This window comes from Streptomyces sp. NPDC039462 (assembly GCF_055639375.1).
Genome location: NZ_JBVKAO010000004.1, coordinates 457,761 through 476,734, shown reverse-complemented (window position 1 = coordinate 476,734; position 18,974 = coordinate 457,761). Strand labels below are relative to the sequence as shown.

The following is an 18,974-nucleotide window of genomic DNA, read 5'->3' as shown; positions in this document are numbered from 1 at the left end:
GTGGCCGCCCTACCGGGGCCGCTCCCCCACGTCGTCCCCGACCCGCGCGTCCTCACCCGTCTCCGGGTCGATGGGCTGCAACGTCACCTTGAGCCGATTCACTGTCCCCTTGGACCGCGCCGCCTTCGCCTCGGCCCCGAAGGGGAGCACGAGAACCTTCGCGCGGGCCTCCCCGTCCTTGCGCACGTCGACGGTGAATTCCAGTTCCACGGGCCCCGTACTGAATTGGAGTTCCTGCCCGCGGCCTTCCTCGGCCGCCCGCCCCAACTCCGCCCGCACCGCCCCGATCGCCTCGGCCAGCCCTACCCACGCTTCGTCCGCCATGGCCCCCGCTCCCTAGCGCAGCTGTGTGACTCAGCGTAGCGCCGAGCCTTCAACTGGGGTCCCGGATCGGCGACTTCCGGTGTTCCAGCACGTACGCCTCGGTCGCCTTGCGCGCCGCCTGCTTGCGGTCCGCCCATTCGGCGTCGGGCACCTCAGGGCGGCATTCGCGCATCCGGCGCTTCACGTCAGGCCAACTGCTGTAACGGCTCATCGGGCCCCCCATCGTCGTGTGATCGGCTCGACGAGTGAAACGGTGAAGGCCTCCCCTTGGGCACGGCTGTGTGCCGCGCCCCCGCACAGAAGCCGAGGCCGAAGCCGGGGTTACTTCACCGTCCTGAGGCCCAGTGGTCCCGCGATCTCCTCTGCCATTACCTTGCCCGCTTCCTCCTCCAGGCCCTCCGCTGCCAGGTCCTCGTCCGTGTCCAGGCCGTCGAGGTCTTCCAGGGGCTGGTTCAGGCGGACGTGGGCGACCAGGGACTGGAGGGCTCGGAGGGCGCCGGAGGCTGTGGAGCCCCAGTTCGAGAAGTAGGAGAACTGCCACCACCACAGGGCCTCCGTGGTGCGGCCCGCGCGGTAGTGGGCCAGGCCGTGGGAGAGGTCCGCGACCACGTCGGCCAGGTCGTCCGAGATGCGGCAGGGGACCGGGGCCTTGCGGGGCTCGTACGGGTCGAAGACCTCGGAGTAGACGTCGATCGGGTCCAGGAGGAGGGCCAGGCGTTCGCGGAGGTCGTCGACGTCCTGTTCCGGGCCGAGGTCCGGCTCGTACCGCTCCTCGGGGACGATGTCCTCGTGGGCGCCCAGGCGGCCGCCGGCCAGGAGGAGCTGGGAGACCTCCAGGAGGAGGAAGGGCACGGCCGAGTCCGGCTCGTCGCCCTTCGCCACCTCGCGGACCGAGACGATGAAGCTCTCGATCTGGTCGGAGATCTGAACCGCGAAGTCGTCCGGGTTCTGGTTCTGGGCAGTCGCGTGCAGCGTGGCGTCAGACATCTAGGAGTCGTCTCCCCTCGAAGGCGCGGCCCAGGGTGACCTCGTCCGCGTATTCCAGATCTCCCCCGACAGGGAGTCCGCTGGCCAGGCGGGTGACCTTCAGGCCCATGGGCTTGATCATGCGCGCGAGGTACGTCGCCGTCGCCTCGCCCTCCAGGTTCGGGTCCGTCGCCAGGATCAGCTCCGTGACCGTGCCGTCGGCCAGGCGCGCGAGGAGTTCTCGTATGCGCAGGTCGTCCGGGCCCACGCCCTCGATCGGGCTGATCGCGCCGCCCAGGACGTGGTAGCGACCGCGGAATTCCCGCGTCCGCTCGATCGCGACCACGTCCTTCGGCTCCTCGACCACGCAGATGACGGAGGGGTCCCGGCGGGGGTCTCTGCAGATGTTGCAGAGCTCTTCCTGCGCGACGTTCCCGCAGGTCGCGCAGAAGCGGACCTTGTCCTTGACCTCCAGGAGCGCGTGCGCCAGGCGGCGCACGTCCGTGGGCTCCGTCTGGAGGATGTGGAAGGCGATCCGCTGCGCGCTCTTGGGACCGACGCCGGGCAGCCTGCCCAACTCGTCGATGAGGTCCTGAACCACGCCTTCGTACACGGAACGCCTTTCCTGTAGTGCTGCCGAGGGTGTCTGCCTTCTACGTACGGTAGTTGGCCGGGGGGTTTCTTAGAAGGGAAGGCCCGGGATGCCGCCGCCGCCCAGGCCCTGGGCCAGCGGGCCGAGCTTCTCCTGCTGCAGCGCCTGCGCGTTCTCGTTGGCCGCCTGGACCGCCGCGACGACCAGGTCCGCCAGCGTCTCCGTGTCCTCGGGGTCGACCGCCTTCGGGTCGATCACCAGGCCGCGCAGCTCGCCGGAGCCGGTCACCGTCGCCTTGACGAGGCCGCCGCCCGCCTGGCCGTCCACCTCCGTGCGTGCCAGTTCCTCCTGCGCCGCCGCGAGGTCCTGCTGCATCTTCTGGGCCTGCTGGAGCAGCTGCTGCATGTTGGGCTGGCCACCACCGGGGATCACGATCAGCTCCGTTTCGTACGGTCCGTGGGTACGGGTCCATCTGGCGGGGTTTCCGCCTGGAACGAGCCTACGTGGTCGGCGGGCGCGTCGCTCCAGCACTCTTTCGAGTGAGATCAGCCGTCTTCCTATACCTGATCAAGCACCTCTTCCGGGCGGAAAAGCCGTGAATCCGGGCTCATGGCCACCCATTGGGCGGTAGGACTTAGTGTCGATACGCGCGATCTCGTAGAGGAGTGCCGGGTGAGCCAGCCGGAGATGCAGCCCGAGGGGATGCCCCCTGAGGGGGTGCCCCCCGAGGGGCAGGGTTCGGGGGCGGGCGCCTCTCCGGGACCGGGGGCGGGGCCTGGTGCGAGGCCGGGTGCGGGGGCTGGCGCGCGGTTCGGGGATCTGACCGGGCGGGCCTTTCCCCTCGGCGACTGGGGTGAGCCCGCCGCGCGCCTCGACGAGCTGTACCGGTGGGTGGAGCGCGGCGCCCTCGACACCGCCGAGTGGTATCTCGCCGACCGCGGCCGCAAGCGGCGCGCGGCCCGGCTGCTGCGGGTGGGCGCCGCGCTGGGCGCCGTGGGCGCCGGCGTGCTGCCGCTGCTCGATCTGGCCGCGGTGGCCGGGCCCGAGGCCTCCTGGGGGTTCGTGTCGCTGCTCGCCGGGGTGGCGTGCGTGGGGTGCGACCGGTTCTTCGGGCTCACGTCCGGGTGGATGCGGGACGTGGCGACCGCGCAGGCCGTGCAGCGGCGGCTGCAGGTGCTGCAGTTCGACTGGGCGTCGGAGAGCGTGCGGGAGGTGCTCGGGCCCACCGAGGGCACCGCCGGGGAAGCGGCCGAGCGGTGCCTCGGGGTGCTGCGCAGGTTCTCCGACGACGTGACGGAGCTGGTGCGGGCGGAGACCTCCGACTGGATGGTGGAGTTCCGGGCCGGGCCCGTGCCGCTGGCCATGCAGGCGATGACCCCGGGCGGCCCGCCCCGCGAGGCACCCGCCTACCCCGGACGGTTCCCGCTGCCACCCGGAGCCCGCCCGAACATGCCCCGACAGCGCCCACCGGAGCCGCGCTGACCGGCCGATCAGCGCGTACGTCGGTCAGGTCACCTGCGCCAGAACACGTGGTGGGTCACGCCGCTCGGGCTTGGGACGATGTCCAGGTGGTAGCGGTCGAGGAGGTCGTCGGGGGAATCCCAGAGGCGGACGCCGGAGCCCAGCTTTACCGGGGTGACCACCACGTGCAGCGTGTCGATCAGGCGGGCTGCCAGGAACTGGCGGATGACCGTGGCGCCGCCGCCGAGCCGCACGTCCTTGCCCTCGGCCGCCTCCCGGGCCCGCTCCAGGACCGCGGCGGGGTCGCCGCCGACGAAGTGGAACGTGGTGTCGGAGAGCGTGAACGAAGGGCGCTCGTGGTGCGTCATCACGAACACCGGCGTGTGGAACGGCGGCTCCTCGCCCCACCAGCCGCGCCACTCGTGGTCCTGCCAGGGCCCGCGCTGCGGCCCGAACTTGTTGCGGCCCATGATCTCGGCGCCGATGTTGTGGGAGAAGTCCCGCGTGAAGTAGTCGTCGAGACCGCGGCTCCCGCCCGCGTCCTTGCGGTTCGGCCAGCTCGCCGTCGCGCCCGCCCAGGTCATCAGCTCCCGGGGGTCCGCGTGGCCGAAGGGCCGCTCCAGGCTCTGGCCCTCACCGGCACCGAACCCGTCCTGCGAAACCGTGAAGTTCTGCACCTTCAGTAGCTGACTCGGCTGACTCGGCTGACTCGGCTGACTCACGTGGCTCCTCCTGTTGCTGCCTCTGGCAGTCGGTCGTGTACGACAGTCAGATCGGTAGACCGGGCGAGACGCGGAAAGTCATCGCTAGCTGTAGATGATCATTGAGCCCTGCGCCAGGCTGCGGGTCGCCGCCGCGTGCAGGCCCAGCCAGACGTGGCGTTCCCTCGCGAAGGGGCTCGCGTCCGGCGGGGGCGGGGCCGCCGGTTCCTCCAGGGAGGTGGGGGCCGCGGGCGGGGCCGGGGGCAGGGGTGGGTTGGCGGGGTCTATGCCGATCGAGGGGGCCACGTACTCCAGCTCGCGCAGGAGCGCCTGGGAGGAGCCGAGGGGGCCGCCACCCGCGAGCAGCTCGTCGTTCGAGAGCGGGGCGGGGAAGTCCACGGGGACGTACGCGCCCGCGTGGTCGTAGTGCCAGACCAGGTGCGACTGCTGGGCCGTGGCGTCGAACATCTCCAGGAGCTGTTCGTAGTCACCGCCGAGCGCGTCCACCGGCGTGACCTCCAGGCCGCAGATCTGGAGGAGGTACGCGCGGCGCAGGAAATGCAGTGCGTCGTAGTCGAAGCCCGCGACCGGGGCCACGTCGCCCGACAGGCCGGGCATGTAGGCGAAGACGGGGACGGGCGGGAGTCCCGCCTCGTGCAGCGCCTTGTCGTAGACGGCGAGCTCTTCCGCGAAGGGGTTGTCGGCGCTGTGGCACAGCACGTCGACGAGCGGGACCAGCCACAGGTCGCAGGCCAAGAAGGACTCCTCGGGTCAGGTCGGGCGACGGACGGTACGAGTGAGCTTTCGTTGCGGATTGTCGACTCCGCGTGCAGGCAGTCGCGGAGTGTTGCTTCGCGTGCAGGCAGCGTAGTCGGGCCTCTGGTCCTCTAGCTGCCCTGGTGCAGGTCCCATATCCATACGCCGCCCACCCACTTTCCGTGACGGCCGACGAGCGCGTCCACGGTCGTGCGCAGTTCCGTGTCGTTCTCCTGCGGCGCCAGGACCAGGACGCCCGCGTTCCAGAACGTCAGGTCCCTGCGGACCGCCTCGCGCCAGGCGGACGTGATCTTGGGGATGCGGCCCGTGGAGCGGACGTGTCCCAGCAGGTTCGACGTGTTCGTGGGGGTGGGGCCGTAGATGCCGACGCGGTCGGGGCCCCAGGGGCCGTTGAAGTAGCCGCCCGGGATGCGGAAGCCCAGGCCGGCGGTGGTCTGCCAGTGCAGGCCCTCCGCGTTGCCCGGGTCGGGGACCGGCACCGGGACGAGACTCTCGCCGTCGCCCAGGTACGAGCGCCAGGTGCCCTGCGCGATGAACGGCGGCACGTCGGTCCGGTCCACGGCCTTCAGCGGCGCGGGCACGATCGGCAGCAGCGCGACGGCGACGGCCGCGAGACCCGCGTACCGGTGCATGCGCCGGGGGGCGGACAGCAGGCCGGCGAGCGCCAGCGCGAGCAGCATGCCGAGCGCCGGTGCGCACACCATCGCCACGCGCGACTCGATGACGGACTCGAAGAGAGGCAGGTCGGAGAGTGCCGCCCACGGGCCGGGCAGGACGGTGTCCGTCAGCGGAATGCGGAACTTCGGTCCGAGCGAGAGCAGCGCGGCGCCGACCACGGTGAACGCGAGCGCCTTGACCACCGTGCGCTCCCAGAGGCGTACGACGATCGCGAAGGCCAGGGCGGCGAGCGGCCAGCCGAAGAAGGCGTTCTCCTCGGTGGGGTTCATGGCGAGGTGGTCGGCGGTCGCGTCGCTGCCCGCGAGGGAGCGCTCGGCGAAGGAGAGGAACGCGAGCGGGCTGTTGCCCGCGTTGTCGCCGTGCAGGACGCTCTTGTAGCTCTGCGGCCCGAAGAACTGCCAGTACAGGGGGAAGGCGACCAGCGGGATCGTCACCGCGAGGGCGATCGCGAGGCCGCGCGCGAGCGGGCGCCAGGCCTCCCTCGCCACGTCTCTGCGTACGGCCGCGTACGCGAGGGCGAAGAGCAGCATGCCGAGCGCGGCGAGGAGGAGCGGTTCCTCGCCGAGGAAGATCTGGTACGTCGTGAAGAGGCCGAGGACGACTCCGTCGCGTACGACCCGGGTGCCCTCGCAGAGCCGCAGCGCCCGCTCGATGATCAGCGGGATCATGAACAGGACGATGAAGTTCGGGTGGGCGTTGGCGTGGCTGACCATCGGGGGCGCGAAGGCGGCGAGGACCGCGCCGGTGGCGGCGGCGCCCCGGTGCGGGACGAGACGCTTGCGGATCAGCCGGTACCAGGTGAGGGCGGTGGCGGCGAGGCCGCCGGTCATCGCCACGTTCAGGGCGACCGCAGGGCCGAGGAGCCAGGTCAGGGGGGCGAGCGGGACGGAGAGGCCGAGCATGACCGTGTTGGCCATGAGGTTCACGCCGTCCGGGACGTTCTGGAGGGTGGTGAACAGGGGGTTGTTCAGGTGGCGGACGTTGTCCGCCGTCACCGCGAAGAACCACTCCCACTGGTTCTGGTCCTGCATGGAGTCGGGGAAGTAGCGGTGGGCCGGGTCCGTCCAGCGTCCCGAGAAGAGGGTGAGGGACAGGGCCAGGAAGAGGAGGGGGATCAGGACGTCCGCCCGGCGGACCGCGCGGGCCTTGAGGAGGGTCAGCTCGGCGAGGACCTTCACGTAGTCGAGCGGCCGGACCTTCGAGCCCTCCTGGTGGGACCAGCGCACGGGCACCTCGGCGACGGGCCAGCCGGCCCGCCGGAAGTACTGCAGTATCTCGACGTCGATGCCCCAGCCGTGCAGCCTGGACGCGGCGAACGCCTCGCGGGCCCGGTCGCCGTCGAAGAGCTTGAAGCCGCACTGGGTGTCGCGGATTCCGGGGACGGCGACCGTGCGTATGAGGAAGTTGCCGGTCCGGCCGAGGAGCTCGCGCAGCCGGTGCTGGTGGGCGCCGATGGTCGCGCCGGGGCGGGCGCGGGAGCCGATCGCGGCCGCGTTGCCGTCGGCGAGCGCCTTGTCGAGGTGGTCGAGCTCCTCGATGGGCGCGGCGAGGTCGGCGTCGGTGACCAGGACGCGGCGGCCGTACGAGGCGAGGACGCCGAGGCGCAGCGCGTGGCCCTTGCCGCGGTTGCGGTCGCCGCGGACGAGCTGGACGCGGGGGTCGTCGGCGGCCGCGGCCTCGGCGATCTCCGCGGTGCGGTCGGTCGAGCCGTCGTCGACGACGATCAGCTCCCACCCGCCCCGGCACGTCAGGTCGAGGTGGTCGCGGAGCGCGGCCAGCGTGGGGCCCAGGCGCCGCTCCTCGTTGTACGCGGGAACGACGACTGTCAGGTCCACGCTCATGCAGCGGCCAGCCGCTCGATGAGGGACAGGGAGTGCGCGTTGTACTCGACGACGATCCCGTGGGCGGCCGCCGGGTCGTGGTGCACCAGCGCGTCGACGAGCTCGGTGTGCCGGGACCAGAGCAGGCCGCGCAGGTCGCCGCCGTTGAGGTCGCTCCAGCGCCGCAGGTGGGTGACGGCGCAGACCCAGGACTTCACGCGCAGGCGGTGCAGGAACTCGGAGAGGTAGGGGTTGCCGAAGAGGGCGCTGAGCTCGCGCCAGAAGCGCAGGTCGTAGCCGATCAGGACGGTGAGGTCGCCGGCGCAGGCCGCGCGGGCCGCCTCCTCGCCGCGGCGGCGCACGGAGAGGAGGGCGTCGCCGACGTCGCGGCGGGCGCCGTGCTCCGTGAGGTCGCGGAAGATGCCGTCGGCGACGAGGCCGCGGGCCTCCAGCATGCCCCGGTAGTCGTCCAGGGTGTGCTCGTGGACGCGGAAGCCGCGGTGCTGGTCGGCGTCGAGGAGGCCCTGCGCGGTGAGGTTGACCAGGGCTTCGCGGACCGGGGTCGCGGAGACGCCGTACTGCTCGGCGATCTCCTTGACCGTGAACTCCTGGCCCGGCTCGAGCCTGCCGGCCAGGACCTCGTCGCGGAGGGCGTCGGCGATCTGCTGGCGCAGAGTGCTGCGGATGACGGCGGGGCCGTCGGTGCCGGGCATCTGTTTTCCCCCGCGGAGTCTGGGTGCGTGGTCGCGTGTGTGTTCCCTTACGAGCACGCCAGACTACGCGGTCGGGGTTTCGGGGCGGGGGCCCGAAGGTGGCCCCGCCCCGGCGCCGTCACCCCAGGTGAGGCGGTGCTACACGGTGTGTTCGTCGGCCACGGAGAGCGCCGCGTCCAGGGCGGCGAGGCCCTCCTTCGCCTCCGCTTCCGTGATGGTGCACGGGGGCACGACGTGGGTGCGGTTCATGTTGATGAAGGGCCACAGGCCGTGCTTCTTGGCGGCGGCGCCGAACGCGGCCATGGGGGCGTTCGCCTCGCCGGTGGCGTTGTAGGGCACGAGCGGCTCGCGGGTCTCCCTGTTCTTCACCAGCTCCAGGGCCCAGAACATGCCGACGCCGCGCACCTCGCCGACCGAGGGGTGGCGCTCGGCGAGCGCGCGCAGGCCCGGCTCGATGACCTGGGCGCCGAGGGTCGCCGCCTGCTCGACGACGCGCTCCTCCGCCATGACGTTGATCGTGGCGACGGCGGCGGCGCAGGCGAGGGGGTGGCCGGAGTAGGTGAGGCCGCCCGGGTAGGGCCGCTTGGCGAAGGTCTCGGCGACCTTGGCGGAGATGGCGACGCCACCGAGCGGTACGTAGCCGGAGTTCACGCCCTTGGCGAAGGTCATCAGGTCCGGCGTGACGTCGTAGAGGTCGGCGGCGAACCACTCGCCGGTGCGGCCGAAGCCCGCCATGACCTCGTCGAGGACGAAGACGATGCCGTACTTGTCGCAGAGCGCGCGCACGCCCGCGAGGTAGCCGGGCGGCGGGAGCATGATGCCCGCGGTGCCGGGGACGGTCTCCAGGACGATCGCCGCGATCGTCTGCGGGCCCTCGAAGGTGATGGTGTCCTCGAGGTGCTGGAGGGCGCGCTCGCACTCCTGCTCCTCCGTCTCCGCGTAGAAGCGGGAGCGGTAGAGGAACGGCGCCCAGAAGCGGACGACGCCCGCCGTGCCGCTGTCGGAGGCCCAGCGGCGCGGGTCGCCGGTGAGGTTGATGGCCTGCTGGGTGCCGCCGTGGTACGAGCGGTACGCGGTGAGGACCTTGGGGCGGCCCGTGTGCAGGCGGGCCATGCGGGTGGCGTGCTCGACGGCGTCGGCGCCGCCGTTCGTGAAGAAGATCTTGTCCAGGTCGCCGGGGGTGCGCTCCGCGATGAGGCGTGCGGCCTCGGAGCGGGCCTCCACGGCGAAGGCGGGCGCGAAGGTCGTCATCGTCGCCGCCTGCTCCTGTATCGCGGCGACGACCTTCGGGTGCTGGTACCCGATGTTGGTGTAGACGAGGCCGCTGGTGAAGTCGAGGTAGCGGTTTCCGTCGTAGTCCCAGAAGTACGAGCCCTCGGCGCCGGCGATCGCCGGCGGGTCGATGAGCTCCTGTGCGGACCAGGAGTGGAAGACATGTGCGCGGTCCGCGGCCTTCACGGCGGCGCCGACCTGGGGATTCGGCTGAGGGGTCATGGGGCCGAGGGTAAATGTCCACGGAGTGGACACGGTATGGGCGTCCTGTCGGGCGTGGGGGGAGGAACCCGACAGAGTGTCGGGTGGCGGGGTGGCGGCTCGGCGTTCGCCGGGTGCGGGTTGGTGGGGGCTTGTCGCGCAGTTCCCCGCGCCCCTGGGTGGGCCGGGCGTCTGCCTCCCGCCCCGGCCTGCCACCCGGGGCTTGCCCTGCCGGGCGGGGGTTCTTTCGCGGCTTGCCGCCGGTGGGGGTTGAGCGCGCAGTTCCCCGCGCCCCTGGGGAGCCGGTGTGGCCGCCCCCGTTTTGCCTCGCGGAGCGGGAGGCGAGGAGGCGGGTTGGTCAGGGGCGCGGGGAACTGCGCGGCCGGCCGCAGCGGGTCCGCACGGGTCAGTCGTCGTCCATGTCGGGGGCGACCTTCACCCGCGGAGTGGCCCCCGCGCAGCGGACCTCGTACGGGAGGTCCTCCTGTTCGTCGTCGTCGGCGGGTTCGGCCTCCAGGCGTACGACAGGGGCCGGGCCGCGCTCGACGTCGTCGTCTATGTGGAAGCCGTCCGCAGGGCTCCAGGAGATGAGCCGGACCGTGCCGTCAGGACGGCACTCCACCGTGGCGGAGCCGCCGGTGAACCGGACCGTCGACCGTTCCCCAGAGGGGGAGGGGGACGGGCGAGCCGAGGTCGGCGGAGACGTGGGAGTCTCCGGGCGTACCGGAGGAGCATCCGCGGCCTTGGCCAGCGCCCTCCGCACCGCCCCCTCATCCAGCGGCCGACTGTGCGCCGCGTCGCCCCCGCCGTCCGCGCTCGCCAGCTGCCACGCGCCCAGCGCCCCCGCCGCCGTCCCCACGGCCACCCACGCCGCCGTGACGACGGCGTTCCGCCACTTCCTCATCCCGCCACTGTGCCGCATCGTTTCCTAACGTCCGGTTAAGACCCCGACAAGGACCCTGCCCAAGCTCCGGCCCGGCCCCTCACTACGGTGGTTGTATGGCGCATCTTCTCGTCGTCGAGGACGACCCCCAGCTCCGCGGCGCGCTGGTGCGGGCCCTGCGCGACAAGGGCCACGCGGTGGCGACCGCGCCCAGCGGCATGGCGGGCCTGGACGCGGCGGTGACCAGCGGGCCCGACCTGGTCGTCCTCGATCTGGGGCTGCCGGACGTCGACGGCGCCCAGGTGCTGCGGATGCTGCGCGCGGTCAGCGATGTTCCCGTCATCGTCGCGACGGCCCGGGACGACGAGCCGGAGATGGTCACGGTCCTCGAAGCCGGCGCCGACGACTACATCGTCAAACCCTTCGGCGCGGCCCAGCTGGACGCCCGGATCAAGGCGGTGCTGCGCCGCCTCGGGGTGGCGGAGACGGAGGAACCCCTCCGCGTGGGTGCCCTATCTGTAGACCCGACGGCCCGGGAAGTGACCCTCGACGGCACCGCCCTCGACCTCACCCCGCGCGAGTTCGACCTGCTCGCCTATCTGGCCCGCAGGCCCGGTCAGGTCGTCTCGCGCCGCGAGCTCCTCGCCGAGGTCTGGCAGCAGCCGCTGGGCGGCGCGGACAAGACCGTCGACGTCCATTTGTCTTGGCTGCGACGGAAGTTGGGTGAGACCGCGCAGCAGCCCCGCTATCTGCACACGGTCCGCACCGTCGGCGTGAAGCTCGCGGCCCCCGAGAGCCCCGCCACCGCCACGGACCCGCACCCGGACACGGACACGGACTGACCCATGCGCCGCAGCCTCCTCCTGCTGACCGCGGCCACCACCGCCCTGGTCCTCACCGCCCTCCTCGTCCCCCTCACCCTCCTGACCCGCACCCACGCCGCCGACCGCGCCACCGCCGAGGCCACCGCCCGCGCCCAGTGGGTGGCCCACGCCCTGGGCCCGGCCCTGGCGACCGCCGACGAGCGCGAGACCGCCGAGCAGACGGTCGAGAGCGTCAACGGCAAGGGGCTGCCCGCCACTTCCCTCATCCTCGCGGATGGCTCGGTGATCGGGCCGCGCGCGAAGAGCGGCTCCCCTCTCACCGATCCGGTACGTCTCGCCCGCACGGGCCGCGCTTTCACCTACGAGACGGACTCCGGCAGCCGTCTCGTCCTGGTCCCCGTGCAGGGCGCGAAGGGCGGCACCGCGGTCGTCCAAGTGACGCTCACGGAGAAGCAGTTGTACGCAGGCACGCTTGCCTCCTGGCTCGTGCTGGCCGGCATCGGCGTGGGGCTCGTCCTCCTCGGCCTGCTCCTCGCCGACCGCCTCGGTGCCCGGCTCGTCGGCGCCACCCGCCGTCTCGCCCGCACCGCCGACCGCCTAGCGGCGGGCGACCTCACGGCGCGGGCCACCCCCGAGGGCCCGCCCGAGCTCCGCCTGGTGGCGGGCGAGCTGAACCGCCTTGCCGCCCGCATCGACGAACTCCTCACCGCCGAACGGGAGAACGCCGCCGACCTGGCCCACCGCCTGCGCACCCCGGTGGCCGCCCTGCGCCTGGACGCCGAGACCCTCCGCGACCCGGACGAGGCCCACCGCATCGCGGCGGACGTCGCCGCGCTGGAGCGCAGCGTCGACGACGTCATCCGCAAGGCACGGCGGCCGCTGCGCGAGGCGCCGAGCGCGGACCTGGCGGCGGTGGCCCGCGAACGCGCGGCGTTCTGGGCGCCGTTGGCGGAGGACCAGGGGCGGCGGGCGGAAACGGTCACCCCCGGCGAGGACGAGCCGCTCCCGGTCCCTGTCACCGTCCCCGCAGACGAACTCGCCGCCGCCCTCGACGCCCTGATCGGCAACGTCCTGGACCACACGCCGCAGGGCACCGCCTACCGCGTGGCGGTCCGCGTCCTGCCCGGCGGCGAGGCGGAGCTCACCGTCGCCGACGAGGGCCCGGGCTTCCCCGACGGGACCGCGCCCGGCCGGGGCACGAGCGGCGCGGGCTCCACGGGCCTCGGCCTGGACATCGCGCGCCGCACGGCCGAGGAGGCGAACGGCCGCTTCGAGACGGTGAGCACGGCCGACGGCGCCGAGGTCACCCTCACGTTCCCGCGCCCGCTCCCTCAGGAGCCGCCGCCCGCGGGAACGCCGTCCGCACCGCCCGGGCCCACTTGTTGATGCCCAGCTCGGGCCGGACCGCGGCATATCCCCCGCAGTACTTGGTGAACTCCGCGGCGCGCACCCCGAACCGGTGCAGCACCCGGTCGGCGTCCGTCAGATGCCCCTTGGTCTTGGTCTCCACCAGCACGAGCCCGCTGTCGGCGGCCGCGCTGCGTCCGGTCGCCGTGTCCCGCACGACGAGCCCCGCGTCGCACGTGATGCGCTGCCCGTCGGCGACGAAGGTCGCGCGCTGGTAGTCGGTGACGAGCGAGGGGGTGAGGCCGCCGGGCGCCTCGATGCCGTACGACCCGCGCAGCACGCCGGCGAGGAATCCGAGCCGGACCGCGTCCAGGACGTGGTCGGCGCCCTCCAGGCGCTGCCGGTGCTTGACGGTCTCGCCCCGCCCGCTCTTCAGCTTGATCTCGAACTGCCGCTCTCCGCTGTCCTGGTAGACCCGCTCCCGGATGCGGTAGCGGAGGCGCCGGCCCTGCCGGTGGTCGTGGAAGGTGAGCAGCTCGGGGGTGTCGTAGTACGTCGAGTGGTAGCGGAACCAGCGCTTTCCGCCGATGCTGAGCGCCCGGAAGGGCCCGCCCCGCCGCCGGGGGTCGGTCAGCAGGGCCGCGAGGTCCTCGAAGATCTCCACGGGCACGAGATAGCTGTTGTCGAAGCGGGCGAGCAGCTCCGCCCTGGCGTTCACCTCGTCGAGCGAGATGGGGTGCGCGGCGAGAGCGGCGCGGCCGATGGCGCGTACGGCGGGGTTCACACGGTCTCCTTCTGGTGGCCGGGGGTGATCGTGCGGGACCGGGTCGTGCGTCGTCGTACGGTCAACTCCCCACGCCGCTCGGAAGGTTCCGGCTGCCGGAAACGGACTTCCAGCACCATGAGGTCGCGTACGTAATCCACCTCCTGGACCGTCCAGCCCAGCGGCCGTCCGAGGCGCCGCTCCAGCTCGGCCCTGAGCGGGCCCTCCTCGCGGTAGACGGCGTCCAGCGTGACGATCGCGCGCCGGTCCCCCGCGAAGAGGCGGGGGTGGTCGGCGCCGTACATCACCACGAGCAGGACGCCGGAGAGCAGCGCCGCCACCGGCAGGCTGAGCGCGGGCAGGCCGCAGAGCAGGCCGAGCACCAGGGTGATGAAGTAGTACGCGACCTCCTGGTGCTGGAGGGCGTCGGAGCGCAGCCGCACGATCGAGAGCACGCCGAAGAGGCCGAAGCCGAGGGCGAGCCCGCCGTCGCCACCGACGGTGCCGAGCCCGGCGACCACCGCGAACAGCGCGACGTTCAGGGCCAGATACGCGGGGACGAGCTCACGCCTGTGGTGCCGCGGATAGAAGACCCCGAAGGTCAGCAGGGCGACGGCGGCCAGGTCGAGGCCCAGGTGGGCGCTGAGGGTCAGTGTGCTGTCCATGACGAGGACGCTAGGGAGGGACGGGTTAAGGGCGCCCCTTGTGGACGTTAAGGAAGCGCGGGGCCGCACACGGGGCCACTCCCCCATTGACAGCATGCTGTCGCTTTGGCAGGATGCTGTCAATCGATACGGCGTATGGAGGCCCTCATGTCCCGCAAGCCCGTATACCTGGCCGTCTACGACACCTTCGCCGACTGGGAGACCGGCCACACCACGGCCTGGCTCGCCCGCTTCGGCCACGAGATCCGCACGGTCGGCCCGACCACCGCCCCGGTCACCTCCATCGGCGGTCTGCGCGTCCAGCCCGATCTGGCCCTCGGCGAGCTGCGTCCCGAGAACGGCTCGCTGCTGATCCTGCCGGGTGCCGACCTGTGGGACACGAGCGACGACCTCGCGCCGTTCGCGCGCACGGCCCGCGTGTTCCTCGACGCGGGGGTGCCGGTCGCCGCTATCTGCGGGGCCACGGCGGGCCTCGCCCGCGAGGGGCTGCTCGACGACCGGACGCACACCAGCGGCGCGGCGATGTACCTGGCCGCCACCGGCTATAAGGGCGGCGAGCGGTACGTCGAGAGGGACGCCGTCACCGACGGCGACCTGATCACGGCGGGGCCGACCGAACCGGTCGCGTTCGCCCGGGAGATCTTCGGCCGGCTCGGCGACGTGCTCGACGACGAGAAGCTCGACGCGTGGTACCGCCTCTTCCACCACTCGGACCCGGCCGCGTACGAGACGCTCAACTCATGAGCGGGCCGGGACAGATGACACGCGCCCGGCAAGAGCTGCTCAGCCGCACCGCGCTGACCGTCTTCCGGCTCAACGGCCAGCTCCTCGCCGTCTCCGAGGAGCTGGCCGGGCCCGCCGGCCTGACCGCCGCGCACTGGCAGGTCCTCGGCGCCGTCCTGCGCGAACCGCTGCCGGTCTCCGGGATCGCCCGCGCGATGGGCATCACGCGGCAGAGCGTGCAGCGCGTGGCGGACCTCCTGGTGCGCAAGGGCCTCGCCGAGTACGCCCCGAACCCGGCGCACCGCCGCGCCAAACTGCTGCGCCCCACGGACGCGGGCCTGGCCGCGGTCGCGAAGATCGACCCGGGCCACGCGGAGCTGGCGGAGCGCCTCGCGGCGGCGCTCGGCACGGACGGATTCGCGGAGACTGTACGGGTGTTGGAGCGGTTGTCCGCCGCGCTGGACACGGTCGCCGCAGGTGCTCCGGAAGCCGGTTCCGCGGGCGGCATGGGGCCTTTTGCGGAACCCGTTACGGAACCGTAGAGGCAAGCCCGCTCCTCCCTGTCCCACGGCCGCACTATCCTCACTCTGTTGCACACCAATGGGGGAGGTCGGTGCGGCGATGGAGAAGCTCGTACCCGGAGATCCGCAGCGCATCGGCGCGTACCGCCTGCTGGCGCGGCTCGGCGCCGGCGGCATGGGGCAGGTGTACCTCGCACGGTCCGACCGGGGCCGTACGGTCGCGGTCAAACTGGTCCGCCAGGAGCTCGCCGAGCAGGACGAGTTCAGGAACCGGTTCCGGCAGGAAGTACAGGCCGCGCGGCAGGTGGGCGGGGCGTGGACGGCGCCGGTCCTGGACGCGGACACGGAGGCGGCCATCCCGTGGGTCGCGACCGGGTACGTCGCGGGGCCCTCGCTGCAGAGTGTCGTCTCGCACGACCACGGCCCGCTGCCCGAGCGGTCCGTGACCATTCTCGCGGCCGGGCTCGCGGGTGCGCTCAAGGACATCCACGCGGCGGGCATCATCCACCGCGACCTCAAGCCGTCCAACGTCCTCGTCACCATCGACGGCCCCCGCGTCATCGACTTCGGCATCGCCCGCGCGCTGGAGACGGTCACCGACGGCGGCCTCACGCGGACCGGCGCGCTGGTCGGCTCGCCCGGCTTCATGGCACCGGAGCAGGTGCGCGGCGACCGCATCACCCCGGCGTGCGACGTGTTCTGCCTCGGCTCCGTCCTCGCCTACGCGGCGTCGGGGGCGCTGCCCTTCGGCACGGCCAACAGCGGTGTGCACGCGCTGATGTTCCGCATCGCGCAGGAGGAACCGGATCTGGAAGGGCTGCCCGAGAGCCTCTCCGAGCTGATCGCCGCATGCCTCCGGAAGGACCCGGCGGCCCGGCCCTCCCTCGACGAGGTCCTGGAACGCACGGGTGCGGCGGCGGCCCTCGGTGACGGCCGCACCATCGACCCGTGGCTGCCGGCCGCGCTGGTCGCCCAGCTCGGGCGGCACGCGGTGCAGCTGCTGGACGCGGAGGACCCGGAGAGCCCGGAGAATCCTGAGAACCCTGAGCGCTCTGACAGCGCGGAGGGCCCTGAGAGCCAGCAGAGCACGCAGAGCCCGGAGGACAAGGCCGGTCCCGTCGCCTCTGCCGCCCCCGCCACCCCTGCCGCCCCGGAGAAGCCGGGCCCGGGCCCGGACAGCACGCCCGCCCAAACCCCGCCCGCCGTACCGGACGCGGTGAACGGCGCGCACGCCACTCCCCCGCCCCCCGGCACGCCCGGTGCCGCGCCCCTCGACCACCTGCCCACCATGGTGTCCGGCCAGACCCCGCCGCCCACGCCCCCGCCCAGCGCGCCGGTGTACGGCTATCCCCACCAGCCGCCGCACCCCCAGTCCGCCCCGTACGGCTACCCCCACCAGCCGCCTCCGGGCTACGGCCCCACACCCCCGTACGGCCCCGTCCCCCTGCCCGAGCCCCCGCGCCGCAGCACCCGGTCGACCGTGGCGCTGGTCGTCGTGGCGTTGATAGTGGCCGTCGGAGCGGGCGGCACGGTCTACGCCGTCATGAACGGTGACAGCACAGAGGACAAGCGCGGCGAAGCCAAGAACAGCGCGAGCAGTTCACCGAAGACGCCGGGGCCCTCCTCGCCGACGCCGGGCCCGACCACGCCGGGGCCCACGACCCCGGCGCCGGAGAAGGGCACGATCCCCGACAAGTACCTGGGCAGCTGGAGCGGCGGGCTGACCACCGACACCGGCCGCAGCACCCGCGAACTCACCCTCCAGCAGGGCGAGGTGGGCGACACGGTGCTCTCGGTGACGGCGGACGGGCCGACCGAGGACGGCGGGACGTACCACTGTGTCTTCCAGGGGAAGCTGGAGTCCGCCTCCGGCGACCGGCTGCGCATCGGCCCGACCGTGGTCACCGTCGGCGAGCCCATGTCGTCCTGCACGCCCGGCGAGCCGAGCGTCATCACGATCCTCGGCAACGGCAAGCTGCGGCGCGCGAACACGGACGGCAGCGGCGAGTTGACGTACGACAGGGGCAACTGACCGGCGTACGGACGCGGTGGGCTGAACCCGTGGCGAACAGCGGGCGACGGGACGGGGAAGCCGCCGCCGGGCGGCACCGCGCCGCCTACCGTCACCGCCCATGGACTGGTTGAGCGCCGAGAACACCATCGCCGTGCTCACGGCCGCCCTCGGCCTTGTCGCCACCGTCGGCGCGCTCTGGTACGAGCGCCGGGTGCCGCGCCGCAAGCGGATCGGCTACCGCGTCCAGCTGGACACGGCCATAGGCGACAACATCCGCACGGGCGGCGCCAACACCCGGCTCGGGCTCTTCGACGAGACCCCCGAGATGTCCGACGCCACGCTCGTCCTGCTGCGCGTCGAGAACGACGGTTCGCAGGCCGTGACCGACGCCGACTACAGCGGCCGCGCGCTGCACGGGCTGACCGCCGTCTTCACGGGCCGCACCGTCCGCGGGCTCGCCGTCACCGCGCCGTCCGGCGACGACCACCTGATGGAGCACTTCACGCCGGGCGCGGGCCTGCGCTACGAGGGCAGCACGCTGCACATCCCGCGCGTCCCGCTGAACAGGGGCCAGCACTACAAGCTCCTGGTCCTGCTCACCGGCGGCCCGGTCGGCGGCGAGGTCACCCTCTCCGGCGGCATCCAGGCCGGTGAGGTGCGGCCCAACCGCTCCACCACCCTCGACGGCAAGCCGCCGCTGCTGTCCAGGCCCGCGCAGCTCCTGACCGTGCTCCTCACCCTGTCCGTGATCACGCTGGCCTCGATCATCGTGCTGCGGGACGCCGACCCGCCGCCGATCGAGTGCGCGACGGGCGAACTTACGGTGCTCGGCTCGACGGCGTTCGCACCGGTCGCCGAGGAGCTCGCGAACAAGTACGAGGAGGACTGCCCGGGCTCCGACATCACGGTCAGCGCGCACGGCAGCGCGGCGGGCATACGCGAACTGGACGACGCGGGGCGGAAGTCCGGCCGCGCGAAGGACGACGGGGCGCCGCCTCTCCTCGCCTTCTCCGACGGGCCCAAGTCGGACGGCTTCCCGCGGCTCGCCGAGACGCGTGTGGCGGTCTCCGTCTTCACGCTCGTCCTCAACGACCGCGTGCCGCTGCGGAATCTGACCCTGCCGCAGGTGCGCCGCCTCTACCGCGGCGACGTACGCAACTGGAAGGAGCTCGGCGGCCCCGACCTGCCCGTCGTCCTCGTCAGCCGGGGCTCCAGCTCCGGCACCCGCGACACGCTCCAACGCCGCGTCCTGGGCGGGAACTTCGAGATCAAGGCCTCCTCCAACGACTGCCTCGGCAAGGACGACCGGTCCGTCCCCGTCACCCGCTGCGAACTCGACTCCACCGACCAGGTCCTCGACGCCGTCGGCCGCATCCCCGGCGCCATCGGCTACAGCGAACTCCGCGCCGCCTCCGGCCTGAAGGGCCTGCACCGACTGAACCTGGAGGGCCACGCCCCCTCGACCGACCAGCTCCTGAAGACCGGCTACCCCTACCGCGAGATCGAGTACGCCTACACCTACGGCCTCCCGCCCGCCGACTCCCTGGCCGCCGGCTTCCTCGCCTACGCCCGCGGCACCGGCCTCGACGTCATCCGCACCCACGGCCACCTGCCGTGCGCCACCCCGGAGGGCCTGCGCGTCTGCGGCGACGACGCGTCCGGCTGAGGCATGCCGAAGGGGTGGGCCGCAGTCCAGCGCGACCCACCCCTCATGCGACTCGTGTGACCG

The 18,974-nt window shown here is 72.7% G+C and carries 20 protein-coding genes; 7 read left to right on the top strand and 13 right to left on the bottom strand.

Annotation, left to right across the window (positions count from 1 at the left end):
* Window positions 1–9: 9 nt before the first annotated feature.
* The 5 genes from ACZ7LU_RS24555 to ACZ7LU_RS24535 form a co-directional block, all read right to left on the bottom strand.
* Window positions 10–324, bottom strand: coding sequence for a trypco2 family protein (locus tag ACZ7LU_RS24555; RefSeq protein WP_471918017.1), 315 nt, complete (start codon window positions 322–324; stop codon window positions 10–12).
* Window positions 325–373: 49 nt separating this feature from the next.
* Entirely contained in the window at window positions 374–535 is a 162-nt protein-coding gene (locus tag ACZ7LU_RS24550) for a hypothetical protein (RefSeq protein WP_468301337.1), read from the bottom strand.
* Window positions 536–645: 110 nt separating this feature from the next.
* Window positions 646–1,311 carry a DUF5063 domain-containing protein gene (locus ACZ7LU_RS24545; protein ID WP_398302180.1) on the bottom strand — a complete coding sequence of 222 codons (666 nt, stop codon included), beginning with the start codon at window positions 1,309–1,311 and terminating at the stop codon, window positions 646–648.
* Entirely contained in the window at window positions 1,304–1,903 is a 600-nt protein-coding gene (gene recR, locus ACZ7LU_RS24540) for a recombination mediator RecR (protein ID WP_164322503.1), read from the bottom strand. Before recR ends, ACZ7LU_RS24545 begins: the two co-directional genes overlap by 8 nt.
* 69 nt (window positions 1,904–1,972) lie before the next feature.
* On the bottom strand, window positions 1,973–2,314 hold the full coding sequence (locus ACZ7LU_RS24535; RefSeq protein WP_398302177.1) for a YbaB/EbfC family nucleoid-associated protein: 342 nt from the start codon (window positions 2,312–2,314) through the stop codon (window positions 1,973–1,975).
* 240 nt (window positions 2,315–2,554) lie between these two features.
* On the opposite strand from ACZ7LU_RS24535, the gene ACZ7LU_RS24530 reads away from it, so the two are divergent.
* Complete coding sequence (locus ACZ7LU_RS24530) at window positions 2,555–3,364, top strand: SLATT domain-containing protein (RefSeq protein ID WP_471115638.1); 810 nt, start codon at window positions 2,555–2,557, stop codon at window positions 3,362–3,364.
* Window positions 3,365–3,393: 29 nt separating this feature from the next.
* On the opposite strand, the gene ACZ7LU_RS24525 is transcribed toward ACZ7LU_RS24530, so the two are convergent.
* The 6 genes from ACZ7LU_RS24525 to ACZ7LU_RS24500 form a co-directional block, all read right to left on the bottom strand.
* Window positions 3,394–4,065 (bottom strand): dihydrofolate reductase family protein, encoded by a 672-nt coding sequence (locus tag ACZ7LU_RS24525; protein ID WP_471918016.1) that lies wholly within the window; start codon window positions 4,063–4,065, stop codon window positions 3,394–3,396.
* Between the two features lie 84 nt (window positions 4,066–4,149).
* Window positions 4,150–4,800, bottom strand: coding sequence for a hypothetical protein (locus ACZ7LU_RS24520; protein ID WP_398302172.1), 651 nt, complete (start codon window positions 4,798–4,800; stop codon window positions 4,150–4,152).
* A gap of 131 nt (window positions 4,801–4,931) precedes the next feature.
* Window positions 4,932–7,340, bottom strand: coding sequence for a dolichyl-phosphate beta-glucosyltransferase (locus tag ACZ7LU_RS24515; protein WP_471918015.1), 2,409 nt, complete (start codon window positions 7,338–7,340; stop codon window positions 4,932–4,934).
* A complete protein-coding gene (locus tag ACZ7LU_RS24510; RefSeq protein WP_398302167.1) occupies window positions 7,337–8,032 on the bottom strand; it encodes a GntR family transcriptional regulator in 696 nt (231 codons plus the stop codon). Before ACZ7LU_RS24510 ends, ACZ7LU_RS24515 begins: the two co-directional genes overlap by 4 nt.
* 138 nt (window positions 8,033–8,170) lie before the next feature.
* A complete protein-coding gene (locus ACZ7LU_RS24505; protein WP_398302165.1) occupies window positions 8,171–9,526 on the bottom strand; it encodes an aspartate aminotransferase family protein in 1,356 nt (451 codons plus the stop codon).
* Window positions 9,527–9,911: 385 nt separating this feature from the next.
* Window positions 9,912–10,409 carry a hypothetical protein gene (locus ACZ7LU_RS24500; RefSeq protein WP_471918014.1) on the bottom strand — a complete coding sequence of 166 codons (498 nt, stop codon included), beginning with the start codon at window positions 10,407–10,409 and terminating at the stop codon, window positions 9,912–9,914.
* A gap of 95 nt (window positions 10,410–10,504) precedes the next feature.
* Between ACZ7LU_RS24500 and ACZ7LU_RS24495 the strand changes: the two genes are divergently transcribed.
* Both ACZ7LU_RS24495 and ACZ7LU_RS24490 read left to right on the top strand, forming a co-directional pair.
* On the top strand, window positions 10,505–11,230 hold the full coding sequence (locus tag ACZ7LU_RS24495; RefSeq protein ID WP_471918013.1) for a response regulator transcription factor: 726 nt from the start codon (window positions 10,505–10,507) through the stop codon (window positions 11,228–11,230).
* Window positions 11,231–11,233: 3 nt separating this feature from the next.
* Window positions 11,234–12,598 carry a sensor histidine kinase gene (locus ACZ7LU_RS24490; RefSeq protein WP_471918012.1) on the top strand — a complete coding sequence of 455 codons (1,365 nt, stop codon included), beginning with the start codon at window positions 11,234–11,236 and terminating at the stop codon, window positions 12,596–12,598.
* Here ACZ7LU_RS24490 and ACZ7LU_RS24485 read toward each other — a convergent pair.
* On the bottom strand, window positions 12,522–13,343 hold the full coding sequence (locus ACZ7LU_RS24485; RefSeq protein WP_398302157.1) for a VTC domain-containing protein: 822 nt from the start codon (window positions 13,341–13,343) through the stop codon (window positions 12,522–12,524). The genes ACZ7LU_RS24490 and ACZ7LU_RS24485 overlap by 77 nt on opposite strands.
* Window positions 13,340–13,987 (bottom strand): DUF4956 domain-containing protein, encoded by a 648-nt coding sequence (locus ACZ7LU_RS24480; protein WP_398302154.1) that lies wholly within the window; start codon window positions 13,985–13,987, stop codon window positions 13,340–13,342. Before ACZ7LU_RS24480 ends, ACZ7LU_RS24485 begins: the two co-directional genes overlap by 4 nt.
* Before the next feature lie 147 nt (window positions 13,988–14,134).
* On the opposite strand from ACZ7LU_RS24480, the gene ACZ7LU_RS24475 reads away from it, so the two are divergent.
* The 4 genes from ACZ7LU_RS24475 to ACZ7LU_RS24460 all read left to right on the top strand — a co-directional run bounded on the left by ACZ7LU_RS24475 (window position 14,135) and on the right by ACZ7LU_RS24460 (window position 18,911).
* Window positions 14,135–14,731, top strand: coding sequence for a type 1 glutamine amidotransferase family protein (locus ACZ7LU_RS24475; RefSeq protein WP_471918011.1), 597 nt, complete (start codon window positions 14,135–14,137; stop codon window positions 14,729–14,731).
* Between the two features lie 14 nt (window positions 14,732–14,745).
* Entirely contained in the window at window positions 14,746–15,252 is a 507-nt protein-coding gene (locus ACZ7LU_RS24470) for a MarR family winged helix-turn-helix transcriptional regulator (protein WP_471918140.1), read from the top strand.
* A 79-nt stretch (window positions 15,253–15,331) separates the two neighbouring features.
* Window positions 15,332–17,263 (top strand): serine/threonine-protein kinase, encoded by a 1,932-nt coding sequence (locus ACZ7LU_RS24465; RefSeq protein ID WP_471918010.1) that lies wholly within the window; start codon window positions 15,332–15,334, stop codon window positions 17,261–17,263.
* A 100-nt stretch (window positions 17,264–17,363) separates the two neighbouring features.
* Window positions 17,364–18,911, top strand: a complete 1,548-nt coding sequence (locus tag ACZ7LU_RS24460; RefSeq protein ID WP_471918009.1) for a substrate-binding domain-containing protein — start codon at window positions 17,364–17,366, stop codon at window positions 18,909–18,911.
* Window positions 18,912–18,974: the final 63 nt, after the last annotated feature.

What these genes read in the sequence shown, in the direction of transcription:
- ACZ7LU_RS24555 (WP_471918017.1), bottom strand. Translation starts at nt 324, where the DNA reads ATGGCGGACGAAGCGTGGGTAGGGCTGGCCGAGGCGATCGGGGCGGTG.
- ACZ7LU_RS24550 (WP_468301337.1), bottom strand. Translation starts at nt 535, where the DNA reads ATGAGCCGTTACAGCAGTTGGCCTGACGTGAAGCGCCGGATGCGCGAA.
- ACZ7LU_RS24545 (WP_398302180.1), bottom strand. Translation starts at nt 1,311, where the DNA reads ATGTCTGACGCCACGCTGCACGCGACTGCCCAGAACCAGAACCCGGAC.
- ACZ7LU_RS24515 (WP_471918015.1), bottom strand. Translation starts at nt 7,340, where the DNA reads ATGAGCGTGGACCTGACAGTCGTCGTTCCCGCGTACAACGAGGAGCGG.
- ACZ7LU_RS24510 (WP_398302167.1), bottom strand. Translation starts at nt 8,032, where the DNA reads ATGCCCGGCACCGACGGCCCCGCCGTCATCCGCAGCACTCTGCGCCAG.
- ACZ7LU_RS24505 (WP_398302165.1), bottom strand. Translation starts at nt 9,526, where the DNA reads ATGACCCCTCAGCCGAATCCCCAGGTCGGCGCCGCCGTGAAGGCCGCG.
- ACZ7LU_RS24500 (WP_471918014.1), bottom strand. Translation starts at nt 10,409, where the DNA reads ATGAGGAAGTGGCGGAACGCCGTCGTCACGGCGGCGTGGGTGGCCGTG.
- ACZ7LU_RS24495 (WP_471918013.1), top strand. Translation starts at nt 10,505, where the DNA reads ATGGCGCATCTTCTCGTCGTCGAGGACGACCCCCAGCTCCGCGGCGCG.
- ACZ7LU_RS24490 (WP_471918012.1), top strand. Translation starts at nt 11,234, where the DNA reads ATGCGCCGCAGCCTCCTCCTGCTGACCGCGGCCACCACCGCCCTGGTC.
- ACZ7LU_RS24480 (WP_398302154.1), bottom strand. Translation starts at nt 13,987, where the DNA reads ATGGACAGCACACTGACCCTCAGCGCCCACCTGGGCCTCGACCTGGCC.
- ACZ7LU_RS24475 (WP_471918011.1), top strand. Translation starts at nt 14,135, where the DNA reads ATGTCCCGCAAGCCCGTATACCTGGCCGTCTACGACACCTTCGCCGAC.
- ACZ7LU_RS24470 (WP_471918140.1), top strand. Translation starts at nt 14,746, where the DNA reads ATGACACGCGCCCGGCAAGAGCTGCTCAGCCGCACCGCGCTGACCGTC.
- ACZ7LU_RS24465 (WP_471918010.1), top strand. Translation starts at nt 15,332, where the DNA reads ATGGAGAAGCTCGTACCCGGAGATCCGCAGCGCATCGGCGCGTACCGC.
- ACZ7LU_RS24460 (WP_471918009.1), top strand. Translation starts at nt 17,364, where the DNA reads ATGGACTGGTTGAGCGCCGAGAACACCATCGCCGTGCTCACGGCCGCC.